Origin of the sequence: Paenibacillus silvae (assembly GCF_014639235.1) — a bacterium.
Lineage (GTDB): Bacteria > Bacillota > Bacilli > Paenibacillales > Paenibacillaceae > Paenibacillus > Paenibacillus silvae.
Map to the genome: position 1 here is coordinate 350,594 of NZ_BMFU01000004.1, position 19,610 is coordinate 370,203.

16 protein-coding genes are annotated in these 19,610 nt (G+C 47.2%); 14 read left to right on the forward strand and 2 right to left on the reverse strand.

Features of this window, described 5'->3' with window-relative positions:
• Nucleotides 1–88: 88 nt before the first annotated feature.
• Both IEW26_RS15910 and IEW26_RS15915 read right to left on the reverse strand, forming a co-directional pair.
• The gene (locus IEW26_RS15910; protein WP_188593082.1) at nt 89–3,790 is read right to left on the reverse strand and encodes a non-ribosomal peptide synthetase family protein; all 3,702 of its coding nucleotides are present in this window, start codon (nt 3,788–3,790) and stop codon (nt 89–91) included.
• Nucleotides 3,791–3,832: 42 nt separating this feature from the next.
• Nucleotides 3,833–5,578, reverse strand: coding sequence for a methyl-accepting chemotaxis protein (locus tag IEW26_RS15915; RefSeq protein WP_188593309.1), 1,746 nt, complete (start codon nt 5,576–5,578; stop codon nt 3,833–3,835).
• Nucleotides 5,579–6,085: 507 nt separating this feature from the next.
• On the opposite strand from IEW26_RS15915, the gene rpiA reads away from it, so the two are divergent.
• From rpiA to IEW26_RS15980, 14 genes are all read left to right on the forward strand, one after another.
• The gene (gene rpiA / locus IEW26_RS15920) at nt 6,086–6,757 is read left to right on the forward strand and encodes a ribose-5-phosphate isomerase RpiA (protein ID WP_188593083.1); all 672 of its coding nucleotides are present in this window, start codon (nt 6,086–6,088) and stop codon (nt 6,755–6,757) included.
• A 68-nt stretch (nt 6,758–6,825) separates the two neighbouring features.
• Nucleotides 6,826–7,077 carry a hypothetical protein gene (locus tag IEW26_RS30635; RefSeq protein ID WP_308423485.1) on the forward strand — a complete coding sequence of 84 codons (252 nt, stop codon included), beginning with the start codon at nt 6,826–6,828 and terminating at the stop codon, nt 7,075–7,077.
• Complete coding sequence (locus IEW26_RS15925; protein WP_308423486.1) at nt 7,034–7,378, forward strand: GNAT family N-acetyltransferase; 345 nt, start codon at nt 7,034–7,036, stop codon at nt 7,376–7,378. Before IEW26_RS30635 ends, IEW26_RS15925 begins: the two co-directional genes overlap by 44 nt.
• A 15-nt stretch (nt 7,379–7,393) precedes the next feature.
• Nucleotides 7,394–7,855 carry a MarR family winged helix-turn-helix transcriptional regulator gene (locus IEW26_RS15930; RefSeq protein WP_188593084.1) on the forward strand — a complete coding sequence of 154 codons (462 nt, stop codon included), beginning with the start codon at nt 7,394–7,396 and terminating at the stop codon, nt 7,853–7,855.
• Between the two features lie 228 nt (nt 7,856–8,083).
• Complete coding sequence (locus IEW26_RS15935; protein WP_188593085.1) at nt 8,084–9,184, forward strand: cobalamin B12-binding domain-containing protein; 1,101 nt, start codon at nt 8,084–8,086, stop codon at nt 9,182–9,184.
• 4 nt (nt 9,185–9,188) lie between these two features.
• Nucleotides 9,189–10,955, forward strand: coding sequence for an ATP-binding protein (locus IEW26_RS15940; RefSeq protein WP_188593086.1), 1,767 nt, complete (start codon nt 9,189–9,191; stop codon nt 10,953–10,955).
• Between the two features lie 69 nt (nt 10,956–11,024).
• The gene (locus IEW26_RS15945) at nt 11,025–11,966 is read left to right on the forward strand and encodes an alpha/beta hydrolase (RefSeq protein WP_145402828.1); all 942 of its coding nucleotides are present in this window, start codon (nt 11,025–11,027) and stop codon (nt 11,964–11,966) included.
• Nucleotides 11,967–12,045: 79 nt separating this feature from the next.
• Nucleotides 12,046–12,375, forward strand: coding sequence for a hypothetical protein (locus IEW26_RS15950; RefSeq protein WP_145402827.1), 330 nt, complete (start codon nt 12,046–12,048; stop codon nt 12,373–12,375).
• 43 nt (nt 12,376–12,418) lie between these two features.
• Nucleotides 12,419–13,132: a class I SAM-dependent methyltransferase gene (locus tag IEW26_RS15955; protein ID WP_188593087.1), complete on the forward strand. Its 714-nt coding sequence runs from the start codon at nt 12,419–12,421 to the stop codon at nt 13,130–13,132.
• A 104-nt stretch (nt 13,133–13,236) separates the two neighbouring features.
• Nucleotides 13,237–13,671 carry a GNAT family N-acetyltransferase gene (locus IEW26_RS15960; RefSeq protein WP_145402826.1) on the forward strand — a complete coding sequence of 145 codons (435 nt, stop codon included), beginning with the start codon at nt 13,237–13,239 and terminating at the stop codon, nt 13,669–13,671.
• Between the two features lie 229 nt (nt 13,672–13,900).
• Nucleotides 13,901–14,359 (forward strand): MarR family winged helix-turn-helix transcriptional regulator, encoded by a 459-nt coding sequence (locus IEW26_RS15965; RefSeq protein ID WP_188593088.1) that lies wholly within the window; start codon nt 13,901–13,903, stop codon nt 14,357–14,359.
• A complete protein-coding gene (locus tag IEW26_RS15970) occupies nt 14,356–17,523 on the forward strand; it encodes an MMPL family transporter (RefSeq protein WP_188593089.1) in 3,168 nt (1,055 codons plus the stop codon). Before IEW26_RS15965 ends, IEW26_RS15970 begins: the two co-directional genes overlap by 4 nt.
• Nucleotides 17,524–17,731: 208 nt before the next feature.
• A complete protein-coding gene (locus IEW26_RS15975; protein ID WP_111269953.1) occupies nt 17,732–18,358 on the forward strand; it encodes a GDSL-type esterase/lipase family protein in 627 nt (208 codons plus the stop codon).
• Between the two features lie 96 nt (nt 18,359–18,454).
• Nucleotides 18,455–19,510, forward strand: a complete 1,056-nt coding sequence (locus tag IEW26_RS15980) for a phosphotransferase (RefSeq protein WP_188593090.1) — start codon at nt 18,455–18,457, stop codon at nt 19,508–19,510.
• The last annotated feature ends 100 nt before the right edge of the window (nt 19,511–19,610 follow it).

The window sequence follows — 19,610 nt, forward strand, 5'->3', positions numbered from 1 at the left end:
GCAGCGAGAAAGTGGCTTTTGAAATAAAGGAGTACATTGATGTTTATTAATTGATGTTTTTTACAGAGAACACTTGCCGGACCTCGATTTAATCCGCAACCGTCGTTGTTCCGTAATTCGGACGAATCGGCTCCGGGAAATATCCGATCTGAACGGCATAGTCCAGCATAAGGTTAATGAAACGACGGTCTGTTCTGGCACACGAAATTCCGGCCGGTTCAACATATGCAGTTGTTACCGGTGATGCATAGGCATATGCTGAATCCTTCGCTCCATCACCTTCAAGCTGCGCGATGGCAAGCTGTAGAGCTTCTGGCTCTTTAGAGATCGTGGCATCGAACAGCCAGCGGGTATAATCCTCAAACGGCATCGTCTCAACATGATAACCAGCATGTTTGATCGCTTCGATCAGGTCGTCATAACGAATCGGCTCCGGATTACAGATGTGGAATACACGTCCGGCTGTATCCTGACGTAAGGCCAGATGTACGATTGCTTCACTTGCATAATCAATCGGCGTAAAGTCCATCATCCAATCTGCTGCAGGTGCCTTACCCAGCATCAGCATTGCTTTGATCATCCGGTAAATCGCATTGCTGTCGATGTTGGTCTGGAAACGACCCGTAAGTGAATGACATGTGAGATTGCCCGCACGATAGATGCTGACAGGCACGCCTTCCTCAGCAGCGGTCATAAGCACCTTCTCGGCTTCCAGCTTGCTGTCCGAGTACAGGTTGTCTACATGCAGCTCAGCCGGGTAACGGTCGTACTGCAGCGTGGATTCCCATTGTCCGCTAAGGGCAAGATCCTCCGGTATGCCCATGGTGGATACGTGATGGAAGGAGGCTCCCTTTTTGTTGCGGATCAGATTCAGCAAGGCAACGGTACCTTCGACATTCGTTTTGGCAAACTGTGATGCTTCTCCGAAATGTCGTACGTCAGCTGCACAGTGAATGATGCGGTCAATGCGTGATTGAATGTAAGCTTGCTGTTCACCGGACAGCCCAAGATTGTTTTCCTCCAGATTGCCTTCAACGATCTCCACACGTTCTGCAAGCTGATCAGCCAGTTGTTTTCCGAAATAATCTTGCATGACTTTGGTTAAACGCTGCATGGCTGTTGTTCCGTCACTTGCACGGCGAACGAGGGCGTAGATCCGTGCCGAAGATTTGACAATCAGCTGCTGCAGCACGTGAGAGCCGAGATAACCCGTTGCGCCAGTCACCAGCACATGCTCGGGTTTAACAATATCCGGGTACCCCAGTTGGGATGAGAGCTCGACCGGATGTTCGGAAAGCTGAGTCAGCACTCCGCTGCGGACAGAAGCCTGTGTATCCGTACGCTGATGGGATAACATTTCTACTCGACGAGCAAGTGCACGAATCGTTTTTTCAGCAAAGAAATCGGCAATTTTAAGCTGTGGATAATGCGGCTTCAGGATAACCAATACATGAATGACCCGCAGGGAGTCGCCGCCAATGCTGAAGAAGCTGTCCTCGATACCGAACTCGTCATGCTGCAGAATTTCTTTCCACGCATTGTACAGAATGATTTCCGTTTCTGTTTCGGGCATCACCCGGTCAGGCTGGTCAATATGACGTTCCGCATGCGGCATGGTTACCATTGCTTTGCGGTTGATTTTGCCTGTCGGTGCGATCGGCATCATATCCAGCTGACAGATCCATTTCGGTATGAAATACGATGGCAGCTTCTCTGCAAGCGCTGCTTTGATCTCTGCTGGCGAAACGGTGCTTCCATCTTTGGAGGTGAAATAAGCGACCAGCATATTCTGACCATCTGCTTCCTTTTTCGGAATAACAGCCACATCCTGAATCTGCTCCAGTCGAGCCAGATGATCTTCAATCTCACCGATCTCAATCCGGTGACCACGAATTTTAAGCTGGGAATCACTACGTCCGACATACTCCAGCAATCCTGTATCCAGTACCTTGGCAATGTCACCGGATTTGTAAATCTTTTCTCCGATAGCAAAGGGGTTATCAATAAATGATTGCTCGGTGCGCTCGGGCTGGTTCAAATAACCTTTGGCAAGTGCAGGCGTTGCGATGTATACTTCGCCAGGAACGCCTATCGGACAGAGCTGCTGCTCTTCATTGACGATATATACTTTGTAATTATGAATCGGTTTGCCGATGGGAATGTTAACGACATCAACGGGAACCTGCTCACTAATCCGGTGAGTCGTGGTGGCCACTGTACATTCTGTAGGCCCGTAAACATTAACGATATCGATCTGATTGCCAAATTTACGCTGGAATGCCCGAACCTGCTCGCCGTAGAGCGCTTCTCCGGCTACGGTAATAATGCGTACCTTTGCCAGCTTGTGAAAGCCTTCGTCAGACAGATAGGAAGCCAGCTGGTTAAAGAAAATCGTTGGCAAAATGGTAATGATGGTTGTTCCAGTGCGTTCAACTGCACTTGCAAACTCTTCGATGGACACACGTTCTTCCGCAGACAGCAGGTAGAGCTCCGCACCATAGAAGAGGGCGCCGATCGTGTCCCACACGGATGCATCGAAGCTATATGTGGCAAACTGGGTCAGAACGTCTCCAGGCTGAATGTCGCAGTCGCGCTGTACAACGCTGCCCAGATTGGTGACTCCCCGGTGGGCAATCAGCGCACCTTTAGGTTTGCCGGTTGAACCAGAAGTATAAATGATATAAGCCAGATCGTCCGGCTTGATATCCAGATTCGGATTGCTTGCCGCAAAACCTGCAAGGCGACCGTCCACCGAGAGAATCTGGCGTACCGTCGAAATACCAGAGAACAAAGCCGCAGCCTGCTCATAAGAGGCTTCTGTTGTCAGTACAAAAGATGAGGCCGTATCCTCGACAATGTAGCTGTTACGTTCCTCTGGATGTTCAGGATCAATGGGTACATAAACACCGCCTGCCTTTAATATACCGAGCAATGAAATGATCGTTTCCAGGCTTCGATCCATAAAGATGCTTACAAATTCACCTTGCTGCAGTCCATTGGACATTAACACACGAGCAACCTGATTCGCCCGTTCGTTCAGTTCCCTGTAAGTATAACTCATTGAAGGAGAAGATATTGCCGGGGAATCCGGGTATGCAGCCGCAGTTGCTTCGAACCACCCATGAATTGTCGGATGGACGGGCTCAAGCATTGTCGTATCATTCATCTCGCGGTAGATCAAACGATCGGAAGGAGAAAGGATATCTACAGCTCCAATGGCTTTATTGTCGTCACGCAGCAGTGCGAGAAGCAAAGTCTGGAAATACTCTGCATATCGCAGCACAGTAGATTTCTTTAACAAGGAGCAGTCGTAGAACAGGTCGAGAATCATCTCATTTTGATCATAACGAATATTCCAGTTCATCACCTGAGGGGCCTGAGGCAGCTGAACACTATTCAGCATAAATAGTGTCTCAGGATACCCTCCGGTTTGCAGTGTATAATGAATTTGCAACTGTTCTGTAATTTGTTCAAACAATTCATTAAACGTGGTTTTGCCCTGAAGCTGTAATGAAAGATAGGAAGCTGCCTGATCTGGCGCAAGTACACCAATGGCAAGTTCCTGTTCTGAAGACAATCGGAATAACAAGGCCGCATAGGCAGAAAGGAATGCAGGATACACCAACTGTTCCCCAAACCTCTTTTGAAGTTTACGACTCAATGACGCTTGCAATGTAATATGAGTAGACTCATAAGAGAAAGTTTGCTGGCGGCGCCCATAATCCAGTGGAATCTGAAGAACAGGCAAGCCAGATTCCACGATGCGGGCTGATGATTGGTTTTCAATCACTTCAGGTATCCTCCTTGGTTGAAACCGAGTGTTGGTTTATTTTTATTGTTGCTTGCTTACATGGAAATGAGAGATCAGCTCTTGCAGTTCTTCGGACATATCGTTCAATCGAGTAGAGGAATCTACCAGTGTAATCAAGGAAGCCTTCTGTTCATCAACAGATATTGAAATCTGTTCACTGCTTACTGCTGTTTTACTTACACTTGCGGACAAATCTTCTGCCGTTGCTGTCATCTCTTCTGTACCTGCTGAAATTTCTTCTGTTGCACTCGATACTTCCTGAATTTGCTGTGAAACCTTTTTCGCTGCTTCGAGAATTTCGTCGAATAATTGACCTGTCTGATCTGCTACTGTGAGCCCTGTATCCACTTCCGAGGTGCCTTGCTCCATCGCACGAACGGCTTGTCTAATACCGGCTTGAATCTCTTGAATCAAAACACCAACCTGGCTGGTTGCCTGTTCCGATTGTTCAGCGAGCTTGCGTACCTCTCCAGCAACTACTGCAAAACCTCGACCCTCTTCACCGACACGAGCAGCTTCAATGGAGGCATTGAGAGCAAGCAGGTTGGTTTGGCTGGATATGCCCGAGATAATGTTCAGGATATCGCCGATTTCCTGAGAACGGCTTTCCAATACTTCAATGGCGGATGCTGTGTTTTTTACAGACTCGGTAATCAGATTCATTTGCTCGGAGACTTGTCGAACTACGCTGTTACCCTGTTGTGAGCGGCGTTCCATCTCATAAGCTTCATCGGCTACACTGGCGGAGCTGCTTGCAATGGTCTGAATAACGGTAGCCATCTCGGACATGGCACGAGCACTGTCGCGTGTCGCCTGCTCCTGAGAGCGGATATTGGACGCAATCTGGGTTACGTTATGATTAATAGAATCTGCGTTGTCACTGTTGCGTTCAGATACTTCATAGAGTTCTTTGGCGGACTGATTGACTTCCTGAGAAGTCACTTGCACTTTTACGATAGTGTCATTAATTTTGCGAACCATGACGTTGAATTTCTCGTTAACGAGTCCTAGATCATCTTTGCCTGTCGGAATGTTGACATCAAGGTTGCCTTTGCTGACCTCGTCAATACCTTTAATCAGGTGACGAATCGGAGAAAGGGTATTTTTAACAACCAGGTATTGAATGATCAGGAACAAAAGCAAGAAAGCAACGAGAATAATCGTTCCGTTCAACAGCAAGGAATTCAGACCAGCCGGCACCGCACTTGCATCGGCATCGACAGCGAAGTATGCAAAGATTTTGCCATTGCTATCCTTGATCGGGTAAGCGATCGTTGTCCATGTGCCAAAATCATCTGAATAAAACGTGGTGAATGTTGGACGGTCTGTATTCAGCATTTCTTTGAGCGCATTGGCAACGACAACAGGCTGTTCGTACATGTCACCAATATTTACGTTATCACTCTGAAAAGCCTCTCTCAGGTTTGTTGGCATCGCGACAAGCGAGGTTAATCGTTTGTTATCGCCGCCAAGCTCAACACCAAAGATATAGGCTTGTGCAATGTTAGGATAATATTTTTGCATTTCATCGAAATAGGCTCTTAATTTTGTTTGTGCTGTACCATCATAGCTTTTTTCGGTAATCGCGGTCTGTACATCGACGGGATTAATATCTTCTGCCCACTTTTTCGTAATCTGTGCTACTTGTCCATGTAACTGATCGACCAGAATCGTTTTTTGGAAGTAATAACTGCTTGCAATCAAAGCTACACCAATGATGATAATGTTGGTAAATGAAAGCAATAGGTTTTTGGAGAAAAACGACATGTTTTTCCAGCTCAATGATTTCACTAAATTCCACTCCTGATCTCTTTTAAAGTTAAATGTTTGTAAGCTATACTTCGAATCGAGCAAGCTATCTCATCTCGTCATCTCCTTCTGAAAATATGCGACAATGGTCTTGGTTTCCAGTTTGCGTATAGAGACTTATGTACCTCTTGAAACCATAGGTGTCTAATTATTAAAACACATCTCTCTCTATTATGTCGTGCAAAATGTCGTTAAATTGAAGAGTATTGTTAAAACTTTTTTAATTTTCTACGTAAATGTGGACATAGTTATCAAAAAATAGGTATTTAGAACTGTTTATTGTTATGATTTGCCATTTTTTAGTTTCATTCTGTATTCTATAACATAGTGAGTAAAATTACACTATCAAACATCCAGAAATGAACACCTTGCTGCATCAGAAGCATAGATATACATTACATAAGGTTTTATCTATAATAAATACATATGGTTTTTTACAAATTGAGAGCAGGCGGGGGTTAAATGATGAATCTGAAACAAATTGCGGCAGAGCATGCGGCATCATTCGTTGAAGATGGAATGAAGGTTGGTTTGGGCACAGGCTCAACTGCATATTATGCGATATGTCGAATCGGGGAACGCGTTCGGGAAGGGCTGAACATTCAGGCGGTAGCTACTTCGGAGGCTTCAGACAAGCTTGCACGGGAGTGGGGCATTCCGATTATTCCTTTTGATCAAATCGGGCGTCTGGACCTGACGATTGACGGAGCGGACGAGGTTGACCCGGAGTTCAATCTGATCAAAGGCGGCGGCGGTGCTCTGTTGCGTGAGAAAATAGTGGCAGCAAACAGCGATAGGCTGATTATTGTTGCTGACGGCAGCAAGGCTGTACAGAAGCTGGGTAAATTTCCGCTGCCTGTTGAAGTCGTACCTTTTGCCTCGGAATGGACTTTTCAGACGCTTGAAAAAATGGGATGTCAGCCACGGTGGAGAATGGATCGGCAAGAACGGTACCTTACCGATAACGGCAATCTGATAGCAGACTGTCATCTGGGCACAATTGAGCATGCAGCAGAATTGAATGTGCAGCTTAATATGCTGCCGGGTGTTGTAGACAACGGACTATTCGTGGACATGGCAAACCTTGTTATTATCGCGAAAGAGGATGGCACGATCGATGAGCTTCACCGTCCGTGATCATTAAAGAAAAAGGGTCTGTGAACACTGAAATGGGAAAAGGCCTGTGAACATAGAATGGGAAGAGGGTGAGTATAATCACGAGGACAGAATCGGTAATTATACAAGATGAGCTTGTCCTTCGATGCGTTGAGCCACGTGACCTGGCTGAACTCTATGAACTGATCTACGGTGAGGACGAGCCTGAATGGAAACGATGGGACGCGCCTTATTATCCGCTGGAGCGTGTGAGTTACGAGCATTTTGAGCAGAATACGTTCAAACGATTGAGAGCGGATGAAGAGGAAGCACGCCCCGCATCTATTCGGGTTGTGGCTTGAGATCGGAATCGTGATCTACAAACCCTCAAGATGGGCCCGCGGCATTGGTACGAGAGCTCTTCAAATGTGGTCAGGTTATTTATTCGAGCAAATGCCAATAGTCCGGGTTGGACTAACGACCTGGTCGGGCAACGAGCGAATGATGCGGGCTGCTGCCAAGGTTGGATTTCAGATTGAGGCACGTCTGCGAAAGTGCCGGATTGTACTTGGAGAGTACTATGATTCTATTCGTATGGGAATGCTTCGTGAGGAATGGGACCAGATGTGTGCCATAAGGGCGGACAGAAATGTAAACAACTGATGGAGGATTATAGAAATGCTGAACACGGAGGATAACCGGGACCTGTCATTGCAATTATTCGTTGTACTTATTCGGGCCTATAATTCAGTGACATCACGCTCCAATCGGGACATCCAGAGCCATGGACTGAATTCAACAGAGTTTGGTGTACTTGATCTGTTGTATCATAAAGGACCACAGGCTTTGCAGAAGATTGGTGAGAAGGTGCTGATGTCCAGTGGAAATATAACGTATGTTGTCGATAAGCTGCAAAATAAAAATCTGCTGTTTCGCAGACCTTCCAAGGAAGACCGGCGAGTGATATACGCTGAACTGACGGAAGAAGGCAAACAGTTGTTTACACAAATCTTTCCACAGCATCATCAAGTGATTATTGATATCCTGGATGGACTTGAAGCTTCCGAGAAGGTGGAAGCGATACGTCTGCTGAAAAAACTCGGACTTGCTGCTGAAGGTAAAACGGACCTGCGTTTATAACGTAGATCCGTTTTTTTTTTGTGTCCATAAATGGACTCTGATCCTGGCTATGTGACTTGCATACAGCTACATAATATAGGAAGATTGAAATTCGAAAGAATATGAACTCTTGTTCGTGTATAATAGAACAGTGAAATTGCGTGATTTAGTTCGATTTTATTATTACTTAATAATAGAGGAAGTAGAGTTCATACAGCTGCAGGATGCAGACAGGGGAGGAATGTGTCTATGAGTCATCGGGAAGCTGGAGAGCGTTTACTTCAAAATGCAGGAACCTTGGCTGAGAAAATAACCGAAAAGCAATATCGGTTGCAGCCTGATTTAATGGAACGTTTCGGTCCAATCGGAAAAATACGAACGAAGGAAGACTCACGGTACAGCCTGAGTTATTTGGCAGAAAGTGTGCTTGTGAAGAGTCCAAGTTTATTCACTCACTATATATCCTGGTTAAAGGTACTGCTTGCAGGTTATCGGGTATCTGCCGAAGATCTGGAAGTGAACCTGCAGCTGATTAAAGAGTCGTTAGAAGAAGAGTTCGAACATCCTTACCTTGAATTTCTTCTGGAGTACCTTGAAATGGGCATTGAAGCAACCCGTCAGTCGGAATCGCAGAGTAGCTTTATTCATGCCTCCTTGCCCTATGGACTGGAGGCTCAGGCTTATGTACAGCATCTGCTTCATAATCGACGAAAGGAAGCTTTTGAACTGATCGAATCAGAGCTGGATGCGGGCGCATCGATTCGTGACATGTATTGTTACATTTTTCAGCCAGCGCAGTACGAGATCGGTCGATTGTGGCAGAAGAGAGAGATTAGTGTGGGCCAGGAGCATTTTTGCACAGCAGCAACACAATCGTTTATTTCAAGATTGTATTCCAGATGGCTGCTTCAGCCTAATCAGGGGAAAAGGCTGGTCGCTGCCTGTGTCGGAAGTGAGCAGCACGAGATTGGATTACGCATGCTTACAGATGTATTTGAAATGGAAGGCTGGGATACGTATTATCTCGGTGCGAATGTTCCGAATACAAGTATTGTAGAGGCCATTGGTCGGCATGAAACTGATGTAGTGGCAATCTCTGTTACGATGACTTATCATCTTCATCTGGCTAAAGATTTGATTCAGCGCATTCGAAGCCATGCAGAAACGGCACATGTCAAAATAATGGTAGGCGGTTACCCGTTTAATATAGACAAGGAGTTATGGAGGGCAGTCGGCGCGGATGGTTATGCACCGGGAGCGGAGGAGGCTGTCGCTGTTGCGGAGCGTTTACTTATTCATCCGGTATCGCTTGACAATGTAAGTGCGGCAAGTGAATCAGGAAAGGGATGAAGTGATGTCTAATGACAATGAGGAGATACAGAGACTGCGTCGAACGGTTGAGCAGTTGTCAGACCGGATGATTCGCAGCAAAGAGCAGGAGGAGCGCACGCTCTCTGCGTTTTCGGCAATGAATAACGAACTGGTCACGCTCCAGCGGAGACTTGCCAAGAACAATGCGAATCTGGAGTCCGCGCGGCAGCAGGCAGTAGAATCGGACGAGTCAAAAAGTGCTTTTATGGCGGTTGTCAGTCATGATTTTCGCACACCGCTGAATGGCATATTGGGAATGGCGGAATTGTTAGCCCGGTCTCCCTTGTCCGAGGAGCAGAAAAATTCAGTCACGGTTATCCAGGAAGCGGCGAAGCTTCTGCTCAAATTAATTGAGGATCTTCTGGATCTATCGAAGCTTGAGGCGGGGCAGATGCGACTTGAACAGGGCGAAGTCAACCTTCAGGCGATATTGGACCAGATTGCGCAGCTGCTTCGGCCGCAAATCGAGAAGACAGGAAATCGGTTGTTGATTGATTTTGATGCTGAAGTTGCGTCTGTACTGCAAGGGGATTCGACAAGAATAACCCAGGTGCTGATCAATTTGATCCAGAATGCCAACAAATTTACGACGGATGGCTTGGTAGAAGTGCGTGTGAAACGATTGAAGCATCAAGTCCATCATGCTCAGCTTATACGATTTGAGGTGCAAGACACCGGGATAGGCATTCCAGAAGCAGATCAGGCCCGTCTCTTTGAGCCTTATGTGCAGACCGAGCAGGGGCGTGCGAAAAAATATGAGGGTACAGGGCTTGGCTTGTCTATATGTAAATCACTGGTTACCCTGATGAATGGGCAGATTGGCATCAAGAGTAAGGAAGGGCAAGGCTCCACCTTCTGGTTTGAAATAGAGCTGGGTGTACGTGCGGATCAAGGCGATGAATCCGTGCAGCGAGCTGCGGGAGAGGACCTACCGGTTCATTCGGATGACCCGGGTTATGATGATAGCTGTGCTCCTAAAGCGGATTCTCATGAAGCAACCAAGAAGGCTTCACTTGCCCTGCCTATGCTGCTCGCTGATGATAATGCAATTAACCGCCAGCTTGTGCAGTTACAATTAAAGAAGCTGGGCTATACCCAAGTGGAATGTGTATCCAACGGGCAGGAAGCGCTAGATGCGTTTCGTCATAAAACATACAGCCTGATTCTGATGGACAGCATGATGCCTGTTATGGACGGAATCGAAGCTGCTCGACAGATTCGCATCATAGAGCAGAATGAAATGCGTGAACCGACACCGATTATTGCAATGACAGGTAACGTGATGAAAAGTGAGAAGGAACGATGTTACGAGGCCGGGATGAATGATTTTATAGGTAAACCATGTACCCTGGATGTGCTTGGAGTTGCGATCCGAAAATGGCATTCGGCGTCCAAGCCTGTTGAGATATTGAATATGAACGTTGTTCGTGAAATTGCTGCCTTGAATACGGACGGGAACGAAACGCTGCTTAGCATGCTGCTGGAGATGTACCGTGCGGAGACGCCCGGCAAGATTGAAGACCTGCGCAGACATGTGGTTTCTGCGGATCATACAGCGGCAGTAGAGACAGCACATGACTTGAAATCAGGAAGTCTGAGTCTGGGCATCAGCTATCTTTCAAACTTGTTTAGTCAGATAGAAGAACATGCCAAAAAAGAGCAGACACATCTGGCAGAGCCGCTGCTGGACAAGCTTCTTCCGGCGTATCAGGCGGCATGTGAAGCACTAAGGCAGGCTAACACCGATTAAAGTTTTCACACGTTATTATATGTTAAACAGGGTCGCTTACCCGAGCGTTAACTGAGGGGGATTGGATTTGTGATCATCTATGGGCTTGCGGCTTTGATCGTAGGAATATTGGCTATATTATGGGCCGGTGGGCTTTACTTTTTCAAAACGGCGATTCGTCGTACTCCGAAAACATTTTTGGTGGACAATCCTAATCTGAAAACCGAGGCGGAGGAGGAATTGATCAGCAACGCTGCCGATCTGCACTGGTTTGATGCACAGCAGAGCGAGAGGGTGATGATTCGATCTCACGATGGCTTGAAGCTATATGGAACCTGGCTGTCTGCGAAGCAGCCTTCTGCCCCAACCGTGATTCTGGCCCATGGCTATTCTGGAAGAGGCAGAGAAATGGCGGGTTTTGCCAGATTTTATGCTGAAACGCTCGGTTACAACGTATTAATGCCGGATGACCGTGGACATGGTGAAAGCGAAGGGGATATCATTGGCTTTGGCTGGCTGGACAGGAAAGATTATGTTCAATGGATCGGATGGGTACTGGAACGCACAGGAAAACATTCAGATATTGTGCTGCACGGTATTTCCATGGGCGGAGCGACGGTGCTGATGACAGGGGGCGAAGAGCTGCCGGATCAAGTCAAAGCCATTGTGTCGGATTGTGCTTACACTTCAGTCGAAGAAGAGCTAACATTCCAATTGAAGCAGCTTTACAAGCTTCCTGCCTTCCCTTTTATTCCGATCACCAGCTTGATTACCAAATGGAAGGCCGGGTATTCGTTCAAAGAGGCTTCGGCACTGAAGCAGCTCGCCCAAGTTCACGTTCCGGTGCTGTTCATTCATGGTGAGGCAGATACTTTTGTGCCGACATCAATGGTATATCGGTTGTACGAAGCTTGTGCCACAGATAAGGAGCTGCTGACGATACCACGCGCAGGTCACGGCACGGCGTTTAGGATGGATCAAGACCGATATAAATCTGTGCTGGAAGCTTTTTTACAGGAACATATTTCGTAGCATCAGATCATGTATTTACTCACGTATGGATGGCAGGTATCTATAAAGAAGAAGCAGTAGTGTTTGAAAGGAGATCGATATGCCACGTTTTTCAAGAGAATGCTCTTATTGCCATGAATCTATGGCAGCGGATGAATTCAAATGTAAATCATGCGGTAATATGGTCACAACCAAAACAGCCAAGCCGAAACAACCGTATATGCTGGAGTATGAAGAATCTATACTGGATCGTTACTCTATGATGCTGCTGGTGCTGATTACACTCTTTCTCTCACCCATCGCGGTAACGATCGGAGGCGTGCTGTTATTTAATGATTATGCAAGCAAGCGGGATGCAGGGAAAATTCTGGTGACCGCTGGTTTGATCATGATGATTGTACACGTGATTCTTTATTTCGCTTTCTGGTGAACGTTACTGTGAACATCTAAATTGATTTGCAGGAGGTGCCGGAATGGGAAAACAACAATTTGAGGCTGCTCGTCAAGCTGAAGCGGGGTATCATTCCAATTTTTATAAAAACAATGAATTGTTTGAAGACGGAACTTGGATGTCCAGACCGATGCCCTTGGTTATGGAAATGCTGGAACGGCTGCTTGTTCACAAAAAAGAACTGCGTGTACTTGATTTGGGATGCGGTGTCGGCAGACATACCATACCGATCGCACAGCGTCTGACAGACACCAACAGCGAAGTTATTGGTGTAGATCTGCTGGATGAAGCGGTGGACGGACTTAACAAGTATGCGAAGCGGTATGAGGTGAATCATATCGTTCGGGCAGAAAAAGCAGATGTTGAGCATTATCAGGTTCAGCCGAATGCTTTTGATTTTATTGCAGCCTGTTCATGTCTGGAGCATACCTCCAGCAAAGAAGCTTTGCTTGAAACGGTGGAGCGATTAAAAGCGGGAACTCGGCTCGGAGGCATTCATTGTATAACGATGAGCACTAGCGTAGAGGAAAAGGAAATTCAAACAGGCCGTCAGATCGAGCCGTTGATTGAATTAAATCTGTCCACATCCGAAGCCATCACATTGCTGGAACAGGCTTACGAAGGGTGGAACATCCTTTTTCAAGAGCATGTGACCCAGACGATTCAAGAAGAAAAGTATGATGAACCCACGGAGTTTCGCTGTGAGCTGCTTCGGTTTGCTGTGCAGAAGGATTAATCGACTTGTCTTGAACTTTGCAAAAATAAAGTCTACAATACGATAACGGGTTTGAGCATGTCTTAACGATTGCAGAGCTGAATAAGTCTTTTGGAGGAATTGTTTTGTTGAAAAATTTGAAGCCTCGTTTGAAGGAGCTGGAAGTTCAGGAGTTGTTATCCTACTCTGTCTTTCCAGACCCGGATCAGGTGAACCAAGCAATACAGGAGTATGAGACACAGGAGACATTGTTTCTGTCTGGTTATGAAGACGAGGAACAACTGGTCGGTCTTATTGGATATGAGCACACCGGGCCAAGCGAAATTACAATTCGCCATATTGCCGTGCTGCCGGAGAATCGGTTCAAAAATTATGGTCGCGGAATGATCTCACAGCTGCTTGCCGCCCATAATCCCGATACGTTGATCGCAGAAACGGACCATGAAGCGGTTGAGTTTTACCGTAACAGCGGATTTATCGTATACAGCCTTGGTGAGTTATATCCTGGTGTGGAGAGATTTCGCTGTGTATTAGAGAAAGAAGATGAGCAGGACGAGTAGTGCGTGCATAGAAGTGATCATTATAAAGTCATGAGAAGCTGCACTCACATACTCCTATACTTGATACAACCGACAGGATGTCGGACTTGGCAAATGTGCTGAGTCAGATGTCCTGTTTTTTTATTTTCTAAATAGGATATAAGTATTGCTTTATAACATAGTTTCATTATAGAATAGTTTTGTTGATGAATAGTTCGTTATGTGAACTAGTTTGGGAAGGAGGATATCCATGAGCGCCACGGATGCAAAAAGTTTGGTCAATCGTTATTTGGACGCCTGGTTTTTAGTGACAAAGCGATTTGACACTCAGATAAGGGAAAAGGTAGGTCAGACGATCACGACGGATCAGTTTTGTGCACTGCGCCTCATTCATGAGAAGCCTGCCTGTACCCCCTCAGATCTGGCTGAGCTTCTATGTGTAGGCAAGAGCAGCATTACGGCTCTAGTGAATAAGCTGGCTGACCGGAATCTGGTGCATCGCACAGGTGACGAGCGTGACCGTCGCGTCATCTATCTCACCTTGACCGATATGGGTTTACAGATTTACAGGGAAACAGAGCTGGAGATTCAGAACGTCCTGGAGCCTTACTTGAAGCATTTTACACCAGAAGCAGTCCAGAATTTTATTGAATCATTTGAGAAGCTGGCAGCGTTGTTAACACAAGAAGAAGGGCTGGAGAAACAATGAGAGCGATTTTGAAAGGACGCTGGTGGATCATGGGGCTGTGGATTGCCGCAGCTGCTGTGTTAATGTTCACCGCACCTAATATGAGTGAGTTAATTCGTGAGAAGGGGCAGTTTTCCGTCCCGGAAGGATATTCTTCCACCAATGCTGCGGCGATTCTGGAAGAAGCTGCGGCTCAAAAAGGAGAACAGAAGGGCACGGCTATTGCGTTAGTTTTCCATAATCCGGATGGACTCGGAGCAGCAGGCAAGCAGGAGGCAGAGAAGGCGATCAAGCAGCTTGAGGCTGATAAGCAGAAGCTGGGTATCGTGTCCATTGTAGAGCCATTTTCTCAGCCAGAGCTGGCAGACAAGATGATCTCGAAGGATGGCAAAACCATTCTGACATCCATCTCCATCGAGATGGGTGACCGTACTGTCAAGGAAATGCGGCAGGATCTGAATGACGCACTGAAATCAGTCAATGTTGAACATTATCTCACAGGTAAAAATTTGATTGACGAAGATACGATCGAGAGCTCCCAAGAGGGACTCAAGAAATCGGAATACATCACGGTTGTCTTCATTTTACTAATTCTTTTCATTGTATTCCGCTCGTTTGTCGCTCCATTTGTACCGCTTCTGACGGTGGGCATCAGTTACATCGTATCCCAGCAGATTGTAGCGTTCCTGGTTGACGGAGTTGACTTTCCGATCTCCACTTTCACACAGATCTTCATGGTTGCGGTTATGTTCGGGATAGGTACGGACTATTGCATTCTGTTGATCAGCCGATTCAAGGAAGAACTGGCGCATCATGAGAACACATGGGATGCCATTATTGCTACTTATCGCACAGCGGGTAAAACCGTATTTTTCTCGGCACTCGCAGTATTGGTTGGATTTGTGGCCATCGGCTTTGCACAGTTTATGCTGTATCGATCTGCGGTGGCGGTAGCGGTCGGTATAGCCGTGATGATGCTTGCACTGGTCACTATTGTTCCATTTTTTATGGCCGTGCTTGGAAGAAAACTATTCTGGCCTTCCAAAGGCTCACTGGAGCATCCGGAGAGCGGAATCTATGGTGCAGCCGGGAAATTCTCGCTTAAACGTCCGTGGGCAGCCCTGCTGATTGTTGCGGCGGTTACTGTGCCGCTTTTGATAACTTATAATGGAAAATTGTCATTTAACAGTCTCGATGAGATTGGTGACAAATATGATTCGGTTAAAGCCTTTAACATAATTTCAGACAGCTTTGGTCCAGGTGAATCCTTGCCGGGTCAAATTGTCATTCAGAATGACGAGCCGATGGATAATGTGAAGTATATGGCTGTAGCTGAGAAAATTAGTCGTGAAGTCGAAAAGGTTCCTGGTGTTGCAGGTGTACGCAGTGTAACACGTCCGACCGGGGATGAGATCAAGGACTTTGAAGTTACCAAGCAGGTGGGTACACTCTCTGATGGTCTGGGCGAAGGCAAGACGGGGCTGGACAAAATCAGTGATGGTCTTAGCAAAGCAAGCAATGAGTTGAGCAAAAATGAACCTCAGCTCAAAGAAGCGGCTAACGGAGCCGGAGAGCTGACCAAGGGCACAAGCCAGCTGCAATCCGGGATTACACAGCTTAGCGATGGGCTGAAGCGGATTGAAAAAGGTATCCGCGACGGTTCATCTGGTGCTGGCGATCTGAAGGCGGGTCTTCAGCAAGCCAAATCCAGTGCAGAGCAGCTTGCGAAAGCGAATGATCAGCTGCTGCAAGCCTATCGTCAAGCGGGAGCAGGTGTAGCTGCGCTAGGCGACGGCGCGAAGGAACTGGAGCAGCAGCTGACGGGAGTGTCAACAGCTCTGACAAATCTGACACAATCTTTTGCTGCGCTTGAGGAGCGTTACCCTGAGCTTCAGCAGGATGCTGACTACCAGCGAATTAAAGGTACGATTGGTCAGACGGGTACAGGTACAGCGCAGCTTGCGCAGGGACTGTCCCAGATTCAAACCAATCTAAGTGCTGCCGCAGCCGGAATTAATCAAGCGAATGAAGGTCTTGCTTCTGCCGCAGCTGGACAAAAGGCGCTGGCTGATGGTCTGGGTCAGATCGTTGCTGGCATTGGACAATTGGAGTCAGGACTGAAGCAGGCTGCGGACGGTCAAGGTAAAGTGATCAAGGAGATTCCTTCGATTCAAAACGGTCTGGGTCAGCTGCAGGGAGGACAGGAGAAGCTCCAGCAGGGATTCTCCGATATGAGCGGTCAATTGACACAGCTTACAGATGGCCTCAACCAAAGCGTAGACGGTATTAAAAAAGTGTCAGGAGGTCTGGATTCTGCACAGGATTATCTGACGGAATTGCAGAATTCGCCGGATTCTGATCTTGCAGGCTGGTATGTTCCGGCAGAAGCACTGGATAACAAGGACTTCCAGAAGGTCTTTGATACGTATCTGTCCAAGGATCGCAAGACCATGACACTGGATGTTATTTTTGCAGAAAATCCGTATGGTACGGAAGCGATTGATCGTGTGCCGGATATTGAAGCAGCAGTGCAGCGTGCGGTTCAAGGCAGTGCGCTTGAAAAGGCTGACGTAGCTATTGGTGGAGTAACCAGTACGTTTGCCGACTTGCAATCCATCTCGAACAAGGATTATATTCGCACAGTGATGCTGATGCTGGCAGGAACCTTTATTATTCTGGTTATATTGCTTCGCTCCGTCATTATGCCGATTTATCTCATTATTTCTTTGCTTCTTGCGTATTTCACATCGATGGCACTCACAGAAGTTGTCTTCGTGAATATTATGGGCTACGCTGGAATCAGCTGGGTGACTCCGTTCTTCGGATTCGTCATGCTGATCGCACTTGGTGTGGATTACAGCATCTTCCTCATGGATCGTTTTAATGAAAACAAAGGTATGAGGGCACAGGATGCGATATTACACGCCATGAAAAACATGGGAACCGTTATTCTCTCTGCAGCGGTAATTCTAAGCGGAACATTCGCCGCGATGTATCCATCAGGAGTGCTTTCGATGATGCAGATTGCTACCGTTGTGCTGAGCGGGCTGGTTCTTTACTCGCTATTGTTCCTGCCATTCTTCGTACCTGTCATGGTGAAGATGTTCGGGCGGGCGAACTGGTGGCCGTTCCCGAACAAGGAGCAAGCCGACTCTGCGGATTCCGATCATTCTGTAGGTATGTAATATATAGAGTAAATAAACCTGATATTAATGTAGTTGAGGGAGGCTCTGTCGCATCATGCGGCGGGGCTTTTTTTCTTCCTCATTGCTATCCTGGCAAAGAGGGGTGTCTGCCTAAGGACATTATCCCGCGCTTTGGCGTGCGGGCACTCATATGATATATGGCAGTTCTATTTTGAACAGGCAGATCAACAGAGAGAGGGGCGGCGGGATGGTATATCGTTATGTAGCTATAGGAGACTCTTTGACTGTAGGTACGGGAGCGCTGCTCGGAACCGGGTTTGTGCCCATCTACCGGCGAATGGCTGAGATGAATCTTCGTACGTTTGTATCGATGGAAAATTTGGGGGTGAACGGGCTGACCTCCGGGGAATTGCTGCAGATGATCCATAACCACCCTCGAGTTCGTCAGGCGGTGCGCGAAGCGGATATTGTTACGATATCCATTGGAGGCAATGATCTGATCCGAACCTTTAAAGCGAGCGGTGGTGTGCCAAGCGCGGGGAAAATGACACAGATTCTGGGTGAAACGCGCAATCACGTATCGCTGACGATGAAACAAATTCGACAGCTCAAAGGCAATGACAAGTATTTTATTCGTTCAATTGGATTGTACAACCCGTATCCGCAATCGACAGAGGCAGCATACTGGGTTCGGCAATATAACGCTTATCTGAATGGCGCAGGGTCGGGCAACTATGCGTGTGCCCAGGTGTATGACAAGTTCGAGGGGCGTGAGCGCGAGTTGTTGTTTTGGGACAGGGTTCATCCCAATGCCCGAGGATATCGGGTCATTGCTGAGCAACTGAACCGGACGGGATATAGTCCTTTTGTGTGAGTGAAGTGTAAGAGCTAAAGAAAGCTAGACCTGTTACATGAGTTCCGATATGATGAGAGGTATACTTCAAATCATCGGAACAGAGGGGTTAAAAAAGTGTCTAACTTCCAGAACAATTGTCTTTCTCGGGCGGAGCAGCAATTCATCTCTGACGTGTTGACCTTGTACGGCATCACATCGGAGTGGCAGGGCAAACGCAGCGAAGGAGGCATGAATAATTTGACCTTCGTGCTGCATACGGGCGAAGAAACTTATATTATGAGACAATATGAAACACATAATGATCAAGCGAAAATAGCTTTTGAACATGGCGTGTTGACTGCCCTGCAGCATACCGATTTCAAACTGGATTCGCCTAGACCTGTTGTATCTGTTAAGAATCAGAGGATGTATCAGGTCGTTCAGGATGAGGTTACAGGCAGAACGAAAATTGTGACGTTGTTTCATTATCTGGAAGGTGTCAATCCAGTATGGGAGCATGCGGATCAGCTGCTGCAATTAGGACGTGCAGCCGGTCATTTATCCGCATCACTCGCCAGACTGGATGTGCAGTCGGAGCCTGTCTATCCACCATATTACCGGATTGATAAGGCTTATCCGCTCTGTTCGCCGTCCAGACTATTGGAGATGTGTGCTTCGCCACCCGAGGCACTGACTGCTTGTGCTGTACAGCTTCGACAGCTGCGGGATGAACTTCCGGGTCTGTTTGAAGCGCTGCGCGGTATGGATCAGCTCCCACATCAGCTTGTACACGGAGATGTGAATGCCTCGAACGTGCTGGCTGATTCCGAAGGAAGCATCTGTGCGATTCTGGATTTCGAATTTGCTACATGGGATTTGCGAGTGATGGAACTGGCCGTTCCAATGTCTGACATGCTGACGATGGACAAGAGTGAAGCCTGGATGTGGAAGGCGCAGGCCAGACTGGTTCAGGGCTTTCGGGAAAAAGTGGAATTGACGGCTCAGGAGCTGAGAGCGATTCCTCCGTTAATTCTGCTGCGAAGTCTGGACGTGGTGATGCATTTCATCAGCCGAATGCTGGAAGGAACAGATGAGCCGCAAATTGCTGTGGAGCAGATTGTAAAGCTGAAGCAGCGAATGGATTGGATGCGGCTGAATGAGCAGCAATTACGTAGATTGTTAACGGAATAACTCGTCATGAATGAAAGTGCACTGGTTCTGCTCGGATTAATGGGCAGGGGCCAGTGCACTTTGTATGTGTTGAAGTTTTTGAATATCGGATATCAGGAGA